Raw genomic sequence first — 15,596 nt, forward strand, 5'->3', positions numbered from 1 at the left:
GTGGCGCAGTCCGCGGCACTTCGTCGCCGTGCGCATCGTTACCATGCGTGGACGCAGCAACCGGGCAACCATCCAAGGCAGCCAACGACGAGGGACGGGCGAGCGCGTGGCCGAGGCGGCAGACTTTCAGGGGATGAATCCTTCTCCTGCCCGCCGATGGGTCCGGCGTGCGGCATCCCTCATCGCCGGAGCCCCGCTCCTGGCCGGCCTGGTACAGCTCCCGGCCGCGCCCGCGGCGTACGCCGCCGAAGACGCCACGGGATGGCGCACTGTGGACGTGGCACTGAACTCGCTGACCCCGGGCGCACCGGGGAAGGGCGACACGGTCACCGTCTCGGGCACCGTCACCAACAAGGGCAAGGAACCCATCTCGGAGGCGCGCGTCGGACTGCGGGTGGGCAACAGGCTCTCCGGCCGCACCCAGGTCGACACAGCGGCGGCCCGCACCGGCTACTCGGAGGGCAGCGAGCCCAACGAGCTGACGGAGTATGCGGTCAAGTTCCCGAGACTGCCCGTGGGGATCAGCACGGACTTCACCCTCGCGGTGCCGGTCGACAAGCTCGGGCTCGGTGACCCGGGCGTCTACCAGCTGAGTGTGTCGCTGGCGGGGAAGACGTCAGGGCGCAGCTCCGAACAGGTACTGGGCATCGAGCGGACCTTCCTGCCGTGGCAGCCCGAGAACACGAAGAAGCGGACGCAGCTCACCTACCTGTGGCCGCTGGTCTCCACGACCCGGCTGTCCGCCGAGACGGGCTCGGACGAGCAGCAGACCCCGGTCTTCGAGAACGACGACCTCGCCAAGGAACTCGCCCCGGGCGGCCGACTCGAACAAATGGTCTCGTTGGGTGACGAACTGCCCGTGACCTGGGTCATCGACCCTGACCTGCTCGCCACCGTGGACGCGATGGTGAAGGGGTACACGGTCAAGGACAGGGCGACCGGCACCAACGTGCCGGGCAGGAGCCGAACCGTCGCCAAGCAATGGCTGGCCGCGCTGGAGAAGGCAGTGCAGGACCAGAAAGTGATCGCGCTGCCGTTCGCGGACCCCGACCTGGCATCGCTGGCCCACCGCGGCAAGAACGTCCCCGGCTCCCTGAACCAGTTGCAACGGGCCACCGAGGCGGCCAAGGGCGCGGTGGAGTCGACCCTGCACGTGAAGCCCTCCACGGACTTCGCCTGGCCTGTCGAGGGCGCCGTCGACCCCGCGATCGTCAACACCGCGACTTCCGCCGGCGCGCACCACGTGATCGCCCGCAGCGACAGCTTCGGCGAGAACGGCGGCCTGCTCTACACGCCCACCGCGGCCCGCCCCATCGGCGGCGGCCGTACCGCCGTCGTCGCCGACGCTCGGCTCTCGACCGCCTTCCAGGGCGACATGGCCAACGCTGAGAAGTCCGCCCTGGCCGCGCAGGGCTTCCTCGCCCACACGCTGGCACTGACCCAGCAGGACGAGGAGAAGCAACGCAGCATCGTGGTCGCCCCGCAGCGCATGCCGTCCGTCACCCAGGCCCAGTCGATGGCGTCCGCCCTGCGCGCCCTGGACGTCCAGCGCTGGACTCAGCCGCTCGACCTGGTGGGGGCGGCCAAGGCCAAGCCCGACCCCGGGGCCATGACCCAGGTCCCCGACCGGTCCTCGTACCCGGACGGATTGCGGAAGCGGGAGCTGCCGACCGCCGCCTTCGAGAACATCAAGGCGACCCAGCACACGCTGGACCGGTTCAAAGTGGTCCTCACCAAACCGGAGCGGGTGGTCACCCCGTTCGGCAACGCCATAAACCGCGAGATGTCGACCTCCTGGCGCCGCAACGAAACCGCGGCGAGCCGCTACCGGCAAGACGTACAGCGTTATCTGAACGACCTCACCAACGAGGTCAACCTGATCGAAAAGTCCACTGCGACCCTTTCGGGGCGCAGCGCGACCATCCCGGTGACCGTCCAGAACAAGCTGGTGCAGGACGTCGACCACCTGGTACTGCGGCTCGAGTCGACCAAGCCCACCCGTCTCAAAGTGGGCGAGGGCGACGGCGGGCCGGTCACCGAGCAGCCCATCAAGATCCGGGGCGGGCACAGCCAGTCCGTGAAGATCGCCACGACGGCCAACGCGAACGGCAAGGTACCCGTCGTCGCGCAGCTTTTCACCGAGGACGGCACCCCCTACGGACCCGAAATGCGGTTCATGGTGAACGTCAACGAGATCACTCCGACGATCATGCTGGTGATCGCCGGCGGCGTACTGCTGCTCGTGCTCGCCGGAATCAAGATGTACTCACAGCGCAAACGCGCGGCGGCCCGCGGCGAGGCGCCGGACGGTGACGCACCGGACAGTGAGGGTTCCGAGCAGCCGAGTGACCCGACGCCGGACACCGGTCCGGAAAGCGGGGAGCCTACGGCCGCGGGTGAGAAAGTGGACCGTTGAGCCATAACCGTCGAGCCATGTCGTGGCCGTCGACCGGGGACGATGAGGTGGGGTTGCAATGAACGCGCCGTACGACGGTGACCACGTCCGGCACGCGGGCGGTGAAGCGGCGGGCCACGCCCCCCCGCCCCGGCATCCCGCCTCCCCGGACGACCCGTACCTCCAGTCCGCGTACGACCACGACCCCTACCGCGCGCAGGACCTCTCCGCGCAGGATCCGGTGACCGAGGCGCTCTACGACCGTGCCTCGCATCCCCCTCCGCCGCCCGGCACCTTTCCGGAGACTCCGCCGCTGTACCAGCAGCCACCGGCACCCCCGCACTCCCCGGACCCGCGGGTGTGGGCCCAGACTCCGCCGCCGGAGCCCGACGGGCCCTCCCGTCACCTGCCGTACGGGGACGACGCCCGCACCGTGCAGTTCACCGGCGTCGACGACCTGGTGACCCGGGCGAGCGAGGAGGAGCCGCCGGAGAAGGACGCGTTCGCCCATCTCTACCGCGACCAGCAGGCCCCGGGCGTACCCGCTCCGGCCACCGCCCCCGAGCAGGCCGTCGCCAGCACGGCACCGCCGAAGAAGCCGACGGGCCGCGCGGCAGGCCTGATGAAGTCCAGTGCCGTGATGGCTGCGGGCACCATGGTCTCGCGCCTCACCGGCTTCGTCCGCTCGGCCCTGATCATCGCGGCGCTCGGTGCGGGCCTGCTCGGTGACACCTTCCAGGTCGCCTACCAGCTGCCCACGATGATCTACATCCTGACCATCGGAGGCGGCCTCAACTCCGTCTTCGTGCCCCAGCTCGTGCGCGCCATGAAAGAGGACGCCGACGGCGGCGAGGCCTACGCAAACCGCCTTCTGACCCTCGTCACGGTGGCCCTGGGGGCGCTCACCGCCCTCGCGATGGTCTGCGCCCCGCTGCTGGTCCGCTTCCTCTCGGTGTCGGTCTCCGGCAACCCGGCCTCCAACGACGTCGCGGTGACCCTGCTGCGCTACTTCCTCCCCACGATCTTCTTCATGGGTGTCCACGTCGTGATGGGCCAGATCCTCAACACGCGCGGAAAGTTCGGCGCGATGATGTGGACGCCGGTCCTCAACAACATCGTCATCATCGCCACCCTCGGCGCGTTCATCTGGGTGTACGGCACGTCGGCGACCTCCCAGATGACCGTCGCCACCATCCCGCCCGAGGGCGAGCGCCTCCTGGGCATCGGAGTCCTGCTGGGCCTCGTCGTGCAGGCACTGGCGATGATCCCGTACCTGCGCGAGACCGGCTTCAAGCTGCGCCCGCGGTTCGACTGGAAGGGCCAGGGCCTCGGCAAGGCGGCGAAGCTCGCCAAGTGGACGGTCCTGTTCGTCCTCGCCAACCAGGCGGGCGCCATCGTCGTCATCCAGCTCGCCACCGCGGCCGTCGGCAAGCACGGCGAGGGCATCGGCTTCGCCGCCTACGCCAACGCCCAGCTGATCTGGGGCCTGCCGCAGGCCATCATCACCGTCTCCCTGATGGCCGCTCTGCTGCCCCGACTGGCGCGCTCGGCGAATGAGGGCGACGCGGGAGCAGTTCGCGACGACATCTCACAGGGCCTGCGTACCACGGCCGTCGCCATCGTCCCGATCGCGTTCGCGTTCCTTTCGCTCGGCGTCCCGATCTGCACACTGATCTTCGGTTCCTCCGGCACCACCCCGGCCACGAACATGGGCTACATGCTGATGGCCTTCGGCCTCGGCCTGATCCCGTACTCCGTGCAGTACGTCGTACTCCGTGCCTTCTACGCCTACGAGGACACCCGCACCCCCTTCTACAACACGGTCATCGTGGCCGCCGTGAACGCCGCCGCCTCGGCCCTCTGCTACCTCCTGCTGCCCGACCGGTGGGCCGTGACCGGCATGGCCGCCTCGTACGGCCTCGCCTACGCCATCGGCGTCGGGATCGCCTGGCAGCGGCTGCGCAAGCGGCTCGGCGGCGACCTGGACGGTGCGAACGTCCTGCGTACGTACGCGCGGCTCGCGATCGCCTCGATTCCCGCGGCCATGGTCGCCGGCGCGGTGGGGTATGCGCTCCTCCAGGCTCTCGGCCAGGGAGTCCTCGGCTCGCTCGCCGCACTGGTCGCCGGCGGTGCCGCACTGCTCGGAGTCTTCTTCGTCGCCGCGAAGAAGATGCACATCGCGGAACTCAACGCCCTGGTGGGCATGGTCCGCGGACGTCTGGGCCGCTGAGCTTCGACGACGGTCGCACAACCATCGCCCGCCGCCATGTGTCGTGCACAGCGGCGGACTGTGGGCACAATTGGCAGGGCTGCTCGACAGCGCGCAACGGATGGGGAGGCAGGAACGACGGTGGCGGAACGTAGCACGGCTGCCGTCGACGTGGCCGACAACAGCGGTGACACTCCTCCCCCCGCCTCGGGCGGGAAGGAGTCGTCCGCCTCTGATGCCGACAGGGCCACGGCCGACGGACTGGCAGAAGGCCAGGACACACCGGAGACGACCACGCAGAACGAGGCGGAGAAGAAGGGCACCGAGACTCCGATCGTCGCACCGGAGCTGCACAGCGGTCACAAACTCGCCAGACGTTACCGGCTGGAGGAGTGCGTCACCCGTCTCGACGGCTTCAGCAGTTGGCGTGCGGTCGACGAAAAGCTGCGGCGCGCCGTGGGCGTCCATCTGCTGCCCGCCGACCACCCCCGGGCACGCACCGTGCTCGCGGCGGCGCGGTCCTCCGCGCTGCTCGGTGACCCCCGCTTCGTCCAGGTCCTGGACGCCGTCGAGGAGAACGACCTCGTCTACGTCGTCCACGAGTGGCTGCCGGACGCCACCGAGCTGACCTCGATTCTCGCCGGCGGTCCGCTGGAGCCGCACGACGCGTACCAGCTCGTCAGCCAGGTCTCCCAGGCCATGACGGCTGCTCACCGCGAGGGTCTGGCCCACCTGCGGCTCACGCCGAGCGCCGTGCTGCGCACCTCCACGGGGCAGTACCGCATCCGCGGTCTCGCGGTGAACGCCGCCCTGCGCGGCATCAGCTCCGACACGGCGCAGCGCGCCGACACCGAAGCGATCGGCGCCCTGCTGTACGCGTCGCTGACCCAGCGCTGGCCGTACGAGAGCGACGCGTACGGCCTGACCGGGCTGCCCAAGGACATCGGCCTCATCTCCCCCGACCAGGTACGCGCCGGCGTCCACCGCGGCCTGTCCGAACTCGCCATGCGGGCCCTGGCCAACGACGGCGCCACCGCGTCCCGCCAGGAACCGCCCTGCACGACCCCCGATGAGCTGGCCAAGGCCGTCGCGGCGATGCCCCGCATCCGCCCCCCGGAACCCTCGTATCCCGCCCGCCCGGACTACCAGCGCACCACCTACCAGCAGGGCTCGTACGGGCGACAGCAGTCGCACCCCGGCGTCACTCAGCCCCTGCCGGTCCCGCCCCGCCCGCTGCAGAGCCGCACCGGCCGGGCCCTCAAGTGGGGTGTCGCCTCGCTCCTCATCGCCGCACTCGGCCTCGGCAGCTGGCAGCTCGCCGACACGCTTCTTGACCGACGCACCACCACCGACGACACCCAGACCCAAACGGAACCGAAGAACAACGACGTGGCACGTCCGCCGGCGCTCAAGCCGCTCGACATCAAGGGCGCCGCCGAGTTCTTCCCCGACGGCCTCCCTCAGGCCGCCGCCGACGTGGCACAGACCTACGACGGCGATCGCAACACGTACTGGCGGACCAAGAGCTACAACGACGGCCCAGAACTGGCACCCTCCATCAAGAAGGGCGTAGGCATCGTCTACGACCTCGGCGAGGAGAGAGACGTCTCCGAGGCGTCAATAGCGTTCAAGTACGCGGGAGACCGCACAACGATCTCCATGTACGCGGCGCCTTCGATGTCCTCCTCGGGAGACGTCGACTCGATGAAGAAGATCGCCACGACGACCACCAGCGCCTCGAACGCCTCGATCAAGGCGAAGAAGCCGGTGAAGACGCGCTACGTACTGCTCTGGATGACAGCCATGCCCATGGCCGGACAGGACGAGTTCAGCGGCGCGGGGCACAAGCAGGCCATAACCGATGTGAAATTCACAGGCTGACTCAAGCCACCAGGGGGAGGGGTCACCGTTGGACGACGACGTCGCACTTCGCGATGCCGACGACCAGGATCTCCTGGCCAGGCACGTCAAGGGAGAACCCGACGCCTTCGGCGAGCTCGTACGCCGGCACCGCAACCGGCTCTGGGCAGTGGCGCTGCGCACCCTCGGCGACCGCGAGGAAGCAGCAGACGCCGTTCAGGATGCCCTGGTGTCCGCCTACCGGGCCGCCCACACCTTCCGGGGTCAGTCGGCCGTCACCACCTGGTTGCACCGGATAACCGTGAACGCCTGCCTTGACCGCGTCCGCAAGGCCGCGTCCCGCAGAACCTCACCCATGGACGACAACGAACGCCTGGAACAACTCCTCGAACCCCATGAGTCGGCGGAGGCTCCCGCCGAACGTCAGGACCTGCACCGTGAGCTGCTGGCAGCACTGCGTACTCTGCCTGCCGACCAGCGGGCCGCGCTCGTCCTCGTCGACATGCAGGGATACCCGGTGGCGGAGGCCGCCGAGGTCCTTGGCGTACCGACCGGAACCGTGAAAAGCCGCTGCGCACGAGGCCGGGCCAGACTCCTGCCACTCCTCGCGCATCTGCGGGTCGGAACCGGGGATAGCGGGGACTCCGAGGGGGGAAGGAACCGGAGGCCGGGGACATCCGTCCCACCACCGGCATCGGATGCAAAAGACGCAGGGCCCGGCCCTGCTGCTGTGAAGGGCGGAGGTGGGCGCGCGTGACCTCCACGACCGGCACGACTCAGCACCCGGATGTCGCGGAGATCTCCGACCTCACCGAAGGGGTCTTGCCGCAGAACCGCACGGAGGACGTACGTCGGCACCTCGACGGGTGCGCACTGTGCGCAGACGTCCGGGCGTCCCTGGACGAGATCCGCAGCATGCTCGGCACCCTTCCCGGACCACCGCGCATGCCCTCCGACGTGGCCGGAAGAATCGACGCGGCTCTGGCCGCCGAGGCCCTGCTGGCTTCCACGGCGCCCGACGCGGCCACCCCCGTCGATGTTTCACGTGAAACCTCGGCTGCTCCCGCGGCATCCGCTCCACCACGCGCCGACCGGCCGGGCCAGGCCCGCGCAGCCACCGGCCCCGGACGGCCCACCTCCCGCAAGCCCCGCCGTCGAGCCTTGTGGGGGGCCGTCCTCGGGACAGCCACGGTCGGGCTCGGTGTCCTGCTGGTGCAGTCCCTGTCCACCCCAAGTGGGACGGGGGCCAAGGACAGCGCGTCGTCGGCAACGCTCTCCCGGCAGTTCTCGGGAGCACCGCTCAAGGAACACGTCGAAACGCTGCTCGCCTCGGCCGCACCGGAATCAAACAACCCGCTGAGCAAGGACAAGAACGCCCCGTCGCTCGACAGCCAAGAGAATCCGAACTCCCCGAAGGCGATGCTCGGCGTGCCCTCCTGCATCCAGAAGGGCACGGGCCGCACCGACGCCCCCCTGGGCTTCGAGAGCGGAAGTTACGAGGGCAAGCCAGCCTATCTTCTCGTCCTGCCCCACGCCTCCAAACCGACACTGGTTCATGCGTACGTCGTCGACGCGTCCTGCATCGGTGCCGAACCCACGGGCAGGGGCAACCTGCTGCTCAGCGATACCTACCCCAGGCGCTGACAGACGCGTCCAAGTGCCGGGCCGTCCCGGGAATGCCAGCCCCGTAGTATCCGTTGGATGGGGTGGAAGGTTCAGACCGGGCCCCGGTTGGCAGTAAGCAGTCTGCAGAGACGAGGAAGAAACCCGTGAGCGACGTCCGTAACGTGATCATCATTGGCTCCGGGCCGGCCGGATACACCGCCGCGCTGTACACCGCGCGCGCATCGCTGAAGCCGCTGGTGTTCGAAGGTGCCGTCACCGCGGGTGGTGCGCTGATGAACACCACCGAGGTCGAGAACTTCCCCGGCTTCCGCGACGGCATCATGGGTCCGGACCTGATGGACGGCATGCGCGCCCAGGCCGAGCGCTTCGGTGCCGAGCTCATCCCCGACGACATCGTCTCCGTCGACCTCACCGGGGACATCAAGACGGTCACCGACACCGCCGGTACCGTGCACCGCGCCAAGACCGTGATCATCTCCACCGGCTCACAGCACCGCAAGCTCGGCCTGCCCAAGGAGGACGCCCTCTCCGGACGCGGCGTCTCCTGGTGCGCCACCTGCGACGGCTTCTTCTTCAAGGACCACGACATCGCCGTGGTCGGCGGCGGCGACACCGCCATGGAAGAGGCCACGTTCCTCTCCCGCTTCGCCAAGTCCGTCACCATCGTCCACCGCCGGGACACCCTGCGTGCCTCGAAGGCAATGCAGGAGCGCGCGTTCGCCGACCCGAAGATCAAATTCGCCTGGGACAGCGAGACGGCTTCCCTCGATGGCGACCAGAAGCTCTCGGGTATCACGCTGCGCAGCACCAAGACCGGCGAGACCGCTCCCCTCGACGTCACCGGCCTGTTCATCGCCGTCGGCCACGACCCGCGCAGCGAGCTCTTCAAGGGTCAGGTCGAACTGGACGACGAGGGCTATGTGAAGGTCGAGGCACCCTCGACCCGCACCAACCTCGCCGGTGTCTTCGCGGCGGGTGATGTCGTGGACCACACCTACCGCCAGGCCATTACCGCCGCCGGTACTGGCTGCTCCGCCGCGCTCGACGCGGAGCGCTACCTTGCCGCGCTCGCCGACACCGAGAAGGTTGCCGAGCCGGAGAAGACCCCCGCCGTCTGATCCCCCACCCCACACACCACCAGCAGTGAAGGAGGCCGCCGTGGCCGGCGACCTGAAGAATGTGACCGACGACTCCTTCGACGAGATCGTCCTCAAGAGCGACAAGCCCGTCCTGGTCGACTTCTGGGCAGCCTGGTGCGGTCCGTGCCGTCAGATCGCGCCGTCCCTCGAAGCCATCGCGGCGGAACACGGCGACAAGATCCAGGTCGTCAAGCTCAACATCGACGAGAACCCGGCCACTGCGGCCAAGTACGGCGTCATGTCCATCCCGACGCTGAACGTCTACCAGAACGGCGAGGTCGCCAAGACCATCGTCGGTGCCAAGCCGAAGGCCGCGATCGTCCGCGACCTGGACCCCTTCATCGGCGAGTAGCAGTACGCCGCTGTTGTTTCACGTGAAACAGTGAGGGCCCACCCCAAAAAGGGGGTGGGCCCTCACCGCTTTACAGCGGTCGGAGCACTGGATCCTTCTGCACCACACCCAGCAGTTTGTCCAGCGCGTGCTCCATGTCCTCCTTCCAGGACAGCGCGGTACGCAGCTCGAGCCGCAAACGCGGATGCGTGGGATGCGGGCGCACCGTCTTGAAGCCGACAGCCAGCAGATGATCGGCGGGCAGTAGACAGCCCGGCTCCTTCCATCGGGCTTCACCGAACGCCTCGATCGCTTTGAAGCCCCGCATGAGGAGGTCCTTGGCCACGGTCTGGACCATCACCCGCCCCAGCCCTTGTCCCTGGTACCCGGGAACGATCACCGCCGTCATCAACTGCACCGCGTCCGGCGACACCGGGCTGGTGGGAAACGCCGTCGCGCGCGCGACATACGCCGGGGGCGCGAACATCACGAAACCCACCGGGATGTCGTCCACATAGACCACCCGGCCGCAGGACCCCCACTCCAGCAGAACCGCCGAAATCCAGGCCTCTTTTTCCAGCTCGGCCCGGCCCGCCTCTACTGCCGCCTCTCCACGGACGGGATCGAGTTCCCAAAAGACACAGCCGCGACACCGGTGGGGAAGGTCCGCCAAGTTGTCCAGCGTGAGCGGTACGAGCCGACGCCCCATGAAGGCTGTTCCCCACTTTCCTCGCCTGCCGCACCGCGAGCGGCGCTCAGCGCGCTCCGCTCCCGGATCAGACTGCCGACGAACCCGCCGACCGCCCCGAGCCCCAGCCCTGCAGTCACCAGTTGGCCTCGGCTCACCGTTCGCATGGCTCCGTCCTCCTCCTGGCGGATGGCAGTGGGTGCGCCGTACCACGAAGCATCGTAACCACCCCGCGATCGGACCGGTACCGCCGACGAGCGAAGGGCGGGGGTGTTCCGGCCACTGCCGCAACACCACCGCCCCGGCACGGAAGTTCGCGTCGAGATCAGCTCCCGTCGCTCTGCCCGTCCTGCTCGCTCAAACCCTTCTCCAGCACACGCCCCTCGCCCGGGGCAAGGGTGCCTAGGATCCGCTCCAAGTCCTCCACCGAGGCGAACTCGACGGTGATCTTGCCCTTCTTCTGCCCGAGGTCGACCTTCACCCGCGTTTCGAAGCGATCCGAAAGCCGGGACGCGAGATCCGACAGGGCAGGAGCCATCCGCGAACCGGCCCGGGGGCCCTTGGGCCTGGGCTCCTTGTTCGGCTCGGAACCCAGCAGAGAAACGATCTCCTCGATCGCCCGCACCGACAGCCCTTCCGCCACGATGCGGTGCGCCAGTCGGTCCTGCTCGGAGGAATCCTCCACGGCCAGCAGCGCACGGGCGTGGCCTGCAGACAACACCCCGGCTGCGACCCTACGCTGCACAGACGCGGAAAGCTTCAGCAACCGCAGAGTGTTGGAGACCTGTGGCCGCGAGCGACCGATCCGGTCGGCCAACTGGTCATGGGTGCAATTGAAGTCCTTGAGCAACTGATCGTAGGCATGAGCCTCTTCCACCGGGTTGAGCTGCGCCCGGTGGAGGTTCTCCAGCAGCGCGTCCAGCAGGAGCTTTTCGTCCTCCGTCGCACGCACGATCGCCGGAATCTTCTCCAGGCCGGCCTCCTTGGAGGCCCGCAGACGGCGCTCGCCCATGATGAGCTGAAAACGCTCCGGGCCCACCTGCCGGACGACGACAGGCTGGAGCAATCCCACCTCTTTGATAGAGGTGACCAGCTCAGCGAGCGCGTCCTCGTCGAACACTGTCCGCGGCTGCTGCGGATTGGGCTCGATGAACTGCGGCGGCAGCTCCGCGAAGAACGCCCCCTCGGGGGCCTTCAGCACATCCGGCTCGGATTGCCGGACCGCAGAGGATGTTTCACGTGAAACATTGCCGACGGACAAAGCGGCCACCTTCGCGGCCGCCACTCCGCGCTCCGAGGTCAGGGTCCCGCTCGCAGGCACCTGGGTCTCCCGGGAAGCATTCGGGATCAGCGCGTTCAGTCCGCGCCCCAGCCCTCTACGTCGATCGCTGCTCATTGGACACCCTCCGCCATGCTGTGCTGATTGTTCTGGTCGGCAGCATGGGCGTGCTGCGCCTCATAGAAGACTCCGGCCCCCCGCAACGCGATTTCGCGCGCCGCTTCAAGGTACGACAGCGAGCCGCTGGAGCCCGGATCGTAGGTGAGCACGGTCTGCCCATAGCTGGGAGCTTCCGAGATCCGGACGGACCTGGGAATGCTGGTCTTGAGTACTTCCTTGGCGAAGTGGCTGCGCACTTCCTCTGCGACCTGCGAGGCGAGCCGGGTACGGCCGTCGTACATCGTCAGCAGGATCGTCGATACGTGCAGCTCGGGGTTGAGGTGCCCGCGTACCAGCTCCACGTTCCGAAGGAGCTGCCCCAGCCCTTCCAGGGCGTAGTACTCGCACTGAATGGGGATCAGCACTTCCTCGCCGGCGACCATCGCGTTGACGGTCAGGAGGCCCAGAGACGGCGGGCAGTCGATGAGGATGTAGTCCAGCGGCTGCTCGTACGCCTGGATCGCGCGCTGCAGTCGGCTCTCCCTCGCCACCAGGGACACCAGCTCGATCTCCGCACCGGCGAGATCGATGGTGGCCGGGGCACAGAAGAGGCCTTCGACGTCCCGAACGGGCTGCACCACGTCCGACAGCGGCTTGCTGTCGATCAGCACGTCATAGATCGAGGGAACCTCGGAGTGATGGTCGATTCCCAGCGCCGTGGAGGCATTGCCCTGCGGATCGAGGTCGATCACCAGGACCCTCGCGCCGTGCAGCGCGAGCGAGGCAGCCAGGTTGACCGTGGACGTGGTCTTTCCCACTCCGCCCTTCTGGTTGGCGACCACCATCACTCGTGTCTGCTCAGGCCTCGGCAGTCCCTCGCCGGCTCGGCCGAGAGCATCTACCGCCAGTTGCGCGGCACGACCAATGGGGGTGTCGTCGGGCAGGGGCGATGTTTCACGTGAAACATCGTCTCCCGCCGCTTCGGAACGGGGGCCGGGGACCGGATCGGTCATCGGTCCCGCGATGTTGGCGTCGGACCGCAAGGATTCACTCTCCTCGACTTCAGGCTCGTAGTGCTCAGAGCCTGTCACGCTTCGGGGGGCGCCAACCAGTGAGGCCCGTTCTCCTGTGGAAGAACCCGCCCTTGTGGACAACCCCATGGTCCTTTCGGGTCTTACTTCGTGCGACGAGGAAGCCGCACGACCCCGGCTGATAATTCCCTGCAGCAGCGAGCGACGTTTCACGTGAAACACGATGCACGCGCGGCATCACCGGCAGACCCCGACACTCCGCGTCACCTACACAGGGCTCCATGTATGGAGCATCAGGGACACGTCAGTCCGGTAGGCCGAAGCCCGTCAGCGACGACGCCGTGAACGGCCCGTTCGTGCCGCCTTGGCCCGCTTCGCCGCGAACCGTACACCTCCAGGGCTCTCCCCGACCTCGACGCGCACGACGGTCGAAAGCGGCTCCACCACTCCCTCGCCGACCTGAAGAACCTCGGTCTTCACCACGCCGAGCTTGCTGAGCGCCGCACGCGCACCCTTGAGCTCCTCCTCGGCGGTGTCGCCCTTGAGTGCGAGCATCTCGCCGTACGAACGCAGCAGGGGGACGCCCCACCCCGCGAGCCGGTCCAATGGAGCGACCGCCCGAGCAGTCACCACATGGACCGGTTCCACCTTTCCCATCACTTCCTCAGCACGGCCCCGCACGACCGTGACGTGATCCAGACCCAGCAGCTCGACGACCTCCTGGAGGAAGTTCGTACGCCGCAGCAGCGGCTCCAGGAGGGTGATCTTCAGGTCCGGCCGTGCCAGAGCCAGCGGGATACCCGGCAGGCCGGCCCCCGAGCCCACGTCGCACACGGTGATGTTCTCGGGGACGACCTCCGATAGCACGGCACAGTTGAGCAGGTGCCGCTCCCACAGCCGTGGCACCTCGCGCGGGCCGATCAGGCCCCGCTCGACACCGGCGTCCGCGAGCAGCTCGGCGTACCGAACCGCCTGCGGGAGGAACTCGCCGAACACCGTCTTGGCTACTTCCGGCGCCTGGGGAAGCTCCGCTGCTGCCTCCATCACGGGGACCGTCCTTCCGTACCGCACTGGGGTGGCTGACTATCAGGCTGACAAAGTTCGGCCCCGCCTGCGAACAGACGGGGCCGAAGGGCAAATATCCAGGTCAGGCAGGGAGCACAACGACGAAGCGCTGGGGCTCCTCGCCCTCGGACTCGCTGCGCAGGCCCGCCGCAGCGATCGCGTCGTGCACTACCTTGCGCTCGAACGGGGTCATCGGGTCGAGCTTCACCGGGGTACCCGAGGTCTTCGCCTCGTCCGCGGCCCTGGCGCCGATCTCCGCGAGCTCCTCACGCTTCTTGGCCCGGAAGCCCGCGATGTCCAGCATCAGCCGGCTGCGGTCGCCCGTCTCGCGGTGCACGGCGAGCCGCGTCAACTCCTGAAGGGCTTCGAGCACCTCGCCGTCACGGCCCACGAGCTTTTGCAGGTCGCGGCCGCTGGAGTCACTGATGATCGAAACAGCGGCCCGATCCGCCTCTACGTCCATGTCGATGTCGCCGTCGAGGTCGGCGATGTCGAGCAGGCCCTCGAGGTAGTCAGCCGCGATCTCGCCCTCCTGCTCCAGACGCGTCAGCGTGTCGGTGCCTTCGGCGGGCGCGGAGGAGGTGGTGGTGCCGTCCGTCACGAGAGGACTCCTTCTTACTTCTTGGACGGGTGCTTGGGCCGCTGCGGGCCCTTGCGCTGCCCGGACTTGGCTTGGGAACGGGCAGGCTTGCCCGCCGTTGTGGGCTTGGCGTCCTGCGCCTCGTCCTTCTTCTCCAGCGAGGTCTTGGAGGAGGAGTCCTCAGAAGCCTTGGCGGCCGTGCCCTGCTGCACGGTGGCCGACTGGCGCTTGGCCTTGGTCTGGCGCTTGGGCTGCTGTCGCTTCGCCGCAGCGGCGCTGCCCTCGGCGTCGGCGGCCGCCGTGGCGCTACGGGAAACCGTGCCATCGGGCTCTGCCACGAAGCCCGCCTTGGCCAGTCCGGTGATGAACTTGCGCTCGACGTCGTTGCGGTCGGGACCCTTGGCGACGATCACCTTCACGACGTTGCGCTTGCGCCGCGCCTTCACCTCGCCCGACGCCACCACGCTCTTCAGCAGCCGCTGCAGATAGGCGTCCTGCGCCTTACTGCCCGGGGTGGGGTTCTGGTTGATGACGTACATCTGCTGGCCCATGGTCCACACGTTGGTGGTCAGCCAGTAGACGAGGACACCGACGGGGAAGTTGATGCCCATCACCATGAACATCACGGGGAAGATGTACAGCATCATCTTCTGCTGCTGCATGAACGGCGTCTTGACCGTGAGGTCGACGTTCTTCGTCATGAGCTGGCGCTGAGTGAAGAACTGCGAGGCCGACATCATCACGATCATGATCGCGGTGACGATCTTGACCGAGGTCGCCGAGGCGTCCAGGCCGGCGATCTTGTCCGCGCTGTCCGTGAACTTCGCGGCCAGTGGGGCGCCGAAGATGTGCGCCTGACGTGCGCTCTCCAGGAGCTGGTCGTTGATGACGCCGATCTTCTTGCCGTCGGCGATGCTGGAGAGCACGTGGTAGAGCGCGAAGAAGAACGGCGACTGCGCCAGGATGGGAAGGCACGAGGAGAGCGGATTGGTGCCCGTCTCCTTGTACAGCTTCATCATCTCTTCGGACTGACGCTGCTTGTCGCTCTTGTAGCGCTCCTGGATCGCCTTCATCTTCGGCTGGAGCACCTGCATGTTCCGCGTCGACTTGATCTGCTTCACGAACAGCGGGATCAGGCAGATGCGGATCAGGATCACGAGGGACACGATGGACAGGCCCCAGGCCCACCCCGTGTCAGGGCCGAAAACGAACCCGTACACCTTGTGGAACTGGACGATGACCCAGGAAACGGGCCAGGTGATGAAGCTGAACAGACTGGCAATCGTGTCCACTA

At 67.8% G+C, this 15,596-nt stretch carries 13 protein-coding genes; 7 read left to right on the forward strand and 6 right to left on the reverse strand.

Annotation, left to right across the window (positions count from 1 at the left end):
• Positions 1-106: 106 nt before the first annotated feature.
• From HNQ79_RS18710 to trxA, 7 genes are all read left to right on the forward strand, one after another.
• Positions 107-2,416, forward strand: a complete 2,310-nt coding sequence (locus HNQ79_RS18710; RefSeq protein WP_185032488.1) for a DUF6049 family protein — start codon at positions 107-109, stop codon at positions 2,414-2,416.
• 58 nt (positions 2,417-2,474) lie between these two features.
• A complete protein-coding gene (gene murJ, locus HNQ79_RS18715) occupies positions 2,475-4,625 on the forward strand; it encodes a murein biosynthesis integral membrane protein MurJ (protein ID WP_185032490.1) in 2,151 nt (716 codons plus the stop codon).
• A gap of 120 nt (positions 4,626-4,745) precedes the next feature.
• Positions 4,746-6,485 carry a protein kinase family protein gene (locus tag HNQ79_RS18720; protein ID WP_185032492.1) on the forward strand — a complete coding sequence of 580 codons (1,740 nt, stop codon included), beginning with the start codon at positions 4,746-4,748 and terminating at the stop codon, positions 6,483-6,485.
• Positions 6,486-6,513: 28 nt separating this feature from the next.
• Positions 6,514-7,221: an RNA polymerase sigma factor SigM gene (gene sigM, locus HNQ79_RS18725; RefSeq protein WP_185032494.1), complete on the forward strand. Its 708-nt coding sequence runs from the start codon at positions 6,514-6,516 to the stop codon at positions 7,219-7,221.
• Positions 7,218-8,108 (forward strand): RsmA family anti-sigma factor, encoded by an 891-nt coding sequence (locus HNQ79_RS18730; RefSeq protein WP_185032496.1) that lies wholly within the window; start codon positions 7,218-7,220, stop codon positions 8,106-8,108. The genes sigM and HNQ79_RS18730 overlap by 4 nt, the downstream gene beginning before the upstream one ends.
• A gap of 125 nt (positions 8,109-8,233) precedes the next feature.
• The gene (trxB, locus tag HNQ79_RS18735; protein ID WP_185032498.1) at positions 8,234-9,208 is read left to right on the forward strand and encodes a thioredoxin-disulfide reductase; all 975 of its coding nucleotides are present in this window, start codon (positions 8,234-8,236) and stop codon (positions 9,206-9,208) included.
• Between the two features lie 40 nt (positions 9,209-9,248).
• Positions 9,249-9,581, forward strand: coding sequence for a thioredoxin (gene trxA, locus HNQ79_RS18740; protein ID WP_185032500.1), 333 nt, complete (start codon positions 9,249-9,251; stop codon positions 9,579-9,581).
• 70 nt (positions 9,582-9,651) lie between these two features.
• Here the strand turns inward: trxA and HNQ79_RS18745 are convergent, their stop codons facing one another.
• The 6 genes from HNQ79_RS18745 to yidC all read right to left on the reverse strand — a co-directional run bounded on the left by HNQ79_RS18745 (position 9,652) and on the right by yidC (position 15,594).
• Positions 9,652-10,269 carry a GNAT family N-acetyltransferase gene (locus HNQ79_RS18745; protein ID WP_185032502.1) on the reverse strand — a complete coding sequence of 206 codons (618 nt, stop codon included), beginning with the start codon at positions 10,267-10,269 and terminating at the stop codon, positions 9,652-9,654.
• Between the two features lie 304 nt (positions 10,270-10,573).
• Positions 10,574-11,644 carry a ParB/RepB/Spo0J family partition protein gene (locus HNQ79_RS18750; RefSeq protein ID WP_185032504.1) on the reverse strand — a complete coding sequence of 357 codons (1,071 nt, stop codon included), beginning with the start codon at positions 11,642-11,644 and terminating at the stop codon, positions 10,574-10,576.
• A complete protein-coding gene (locus HNQ79_RS18755; protein WP_308437319.1) occupies positions 11,641-12,717 on the reverse strand; it encodes a ParA family protein in 1,077 nt (358 codons plus the stop codon). Before HNQ79_RS18755 ends, HNQ79_RS18750 begins: the two co-directional genes overlap by 4 nt.
• A gap of 267 nt (positions 12,718-12,984) precedes the next feature.
• Positions 12,985-13,701 carry a 16S rRNA (guanine(527)-N(7))-methyltransferase RsmG gene (rsmG, locus tag HNQ79_RS18760; protein WP_185032688.1) on the reverse strand — a complete coding sequence of 239 codons (717 nt, stop codon included), beginning with the start codon at positions 13,699-13,701 and terminating at the stop codon, positions 12,985-12,987.
• A gap of 103 nt (positions 13,702-13,804) precedes the next feature.
• Entirely contained in the window at positions 13,805-14,323 is a 519-nt protein-coding gene (locus HNQ79_RS18765) for a Jag family protein (protein ID WP_185032506.1), read from the reverse strand.
• 14 nt (positions 14,324-14,337) lie between these two features.
• The gene (gene yidC / locus HNQ79_RS18770; protein ID WP_185032508.1) at positions 14,338-15,594 is read right to left on the reverse strand and encodes a membrane protein insertase YidC; all 1,257 of its coding nucleotides are present in this window, start codon (positions 15,592-15,594) and stop codon (positions 14,338-14,340) included.
• Positions 15,595-15,596 lie beyond the last annotated feature (2 nt).

It is taken from the genome of Streptomyces candidus (assembly GCF_014207445.1).
Taxonomy (GTDB): Bacteria; Actinomycetota; Actinomycetes; order Streptomycetales; family Streptomycetaceae; genus Streptomyces; species Streptomyces candidus.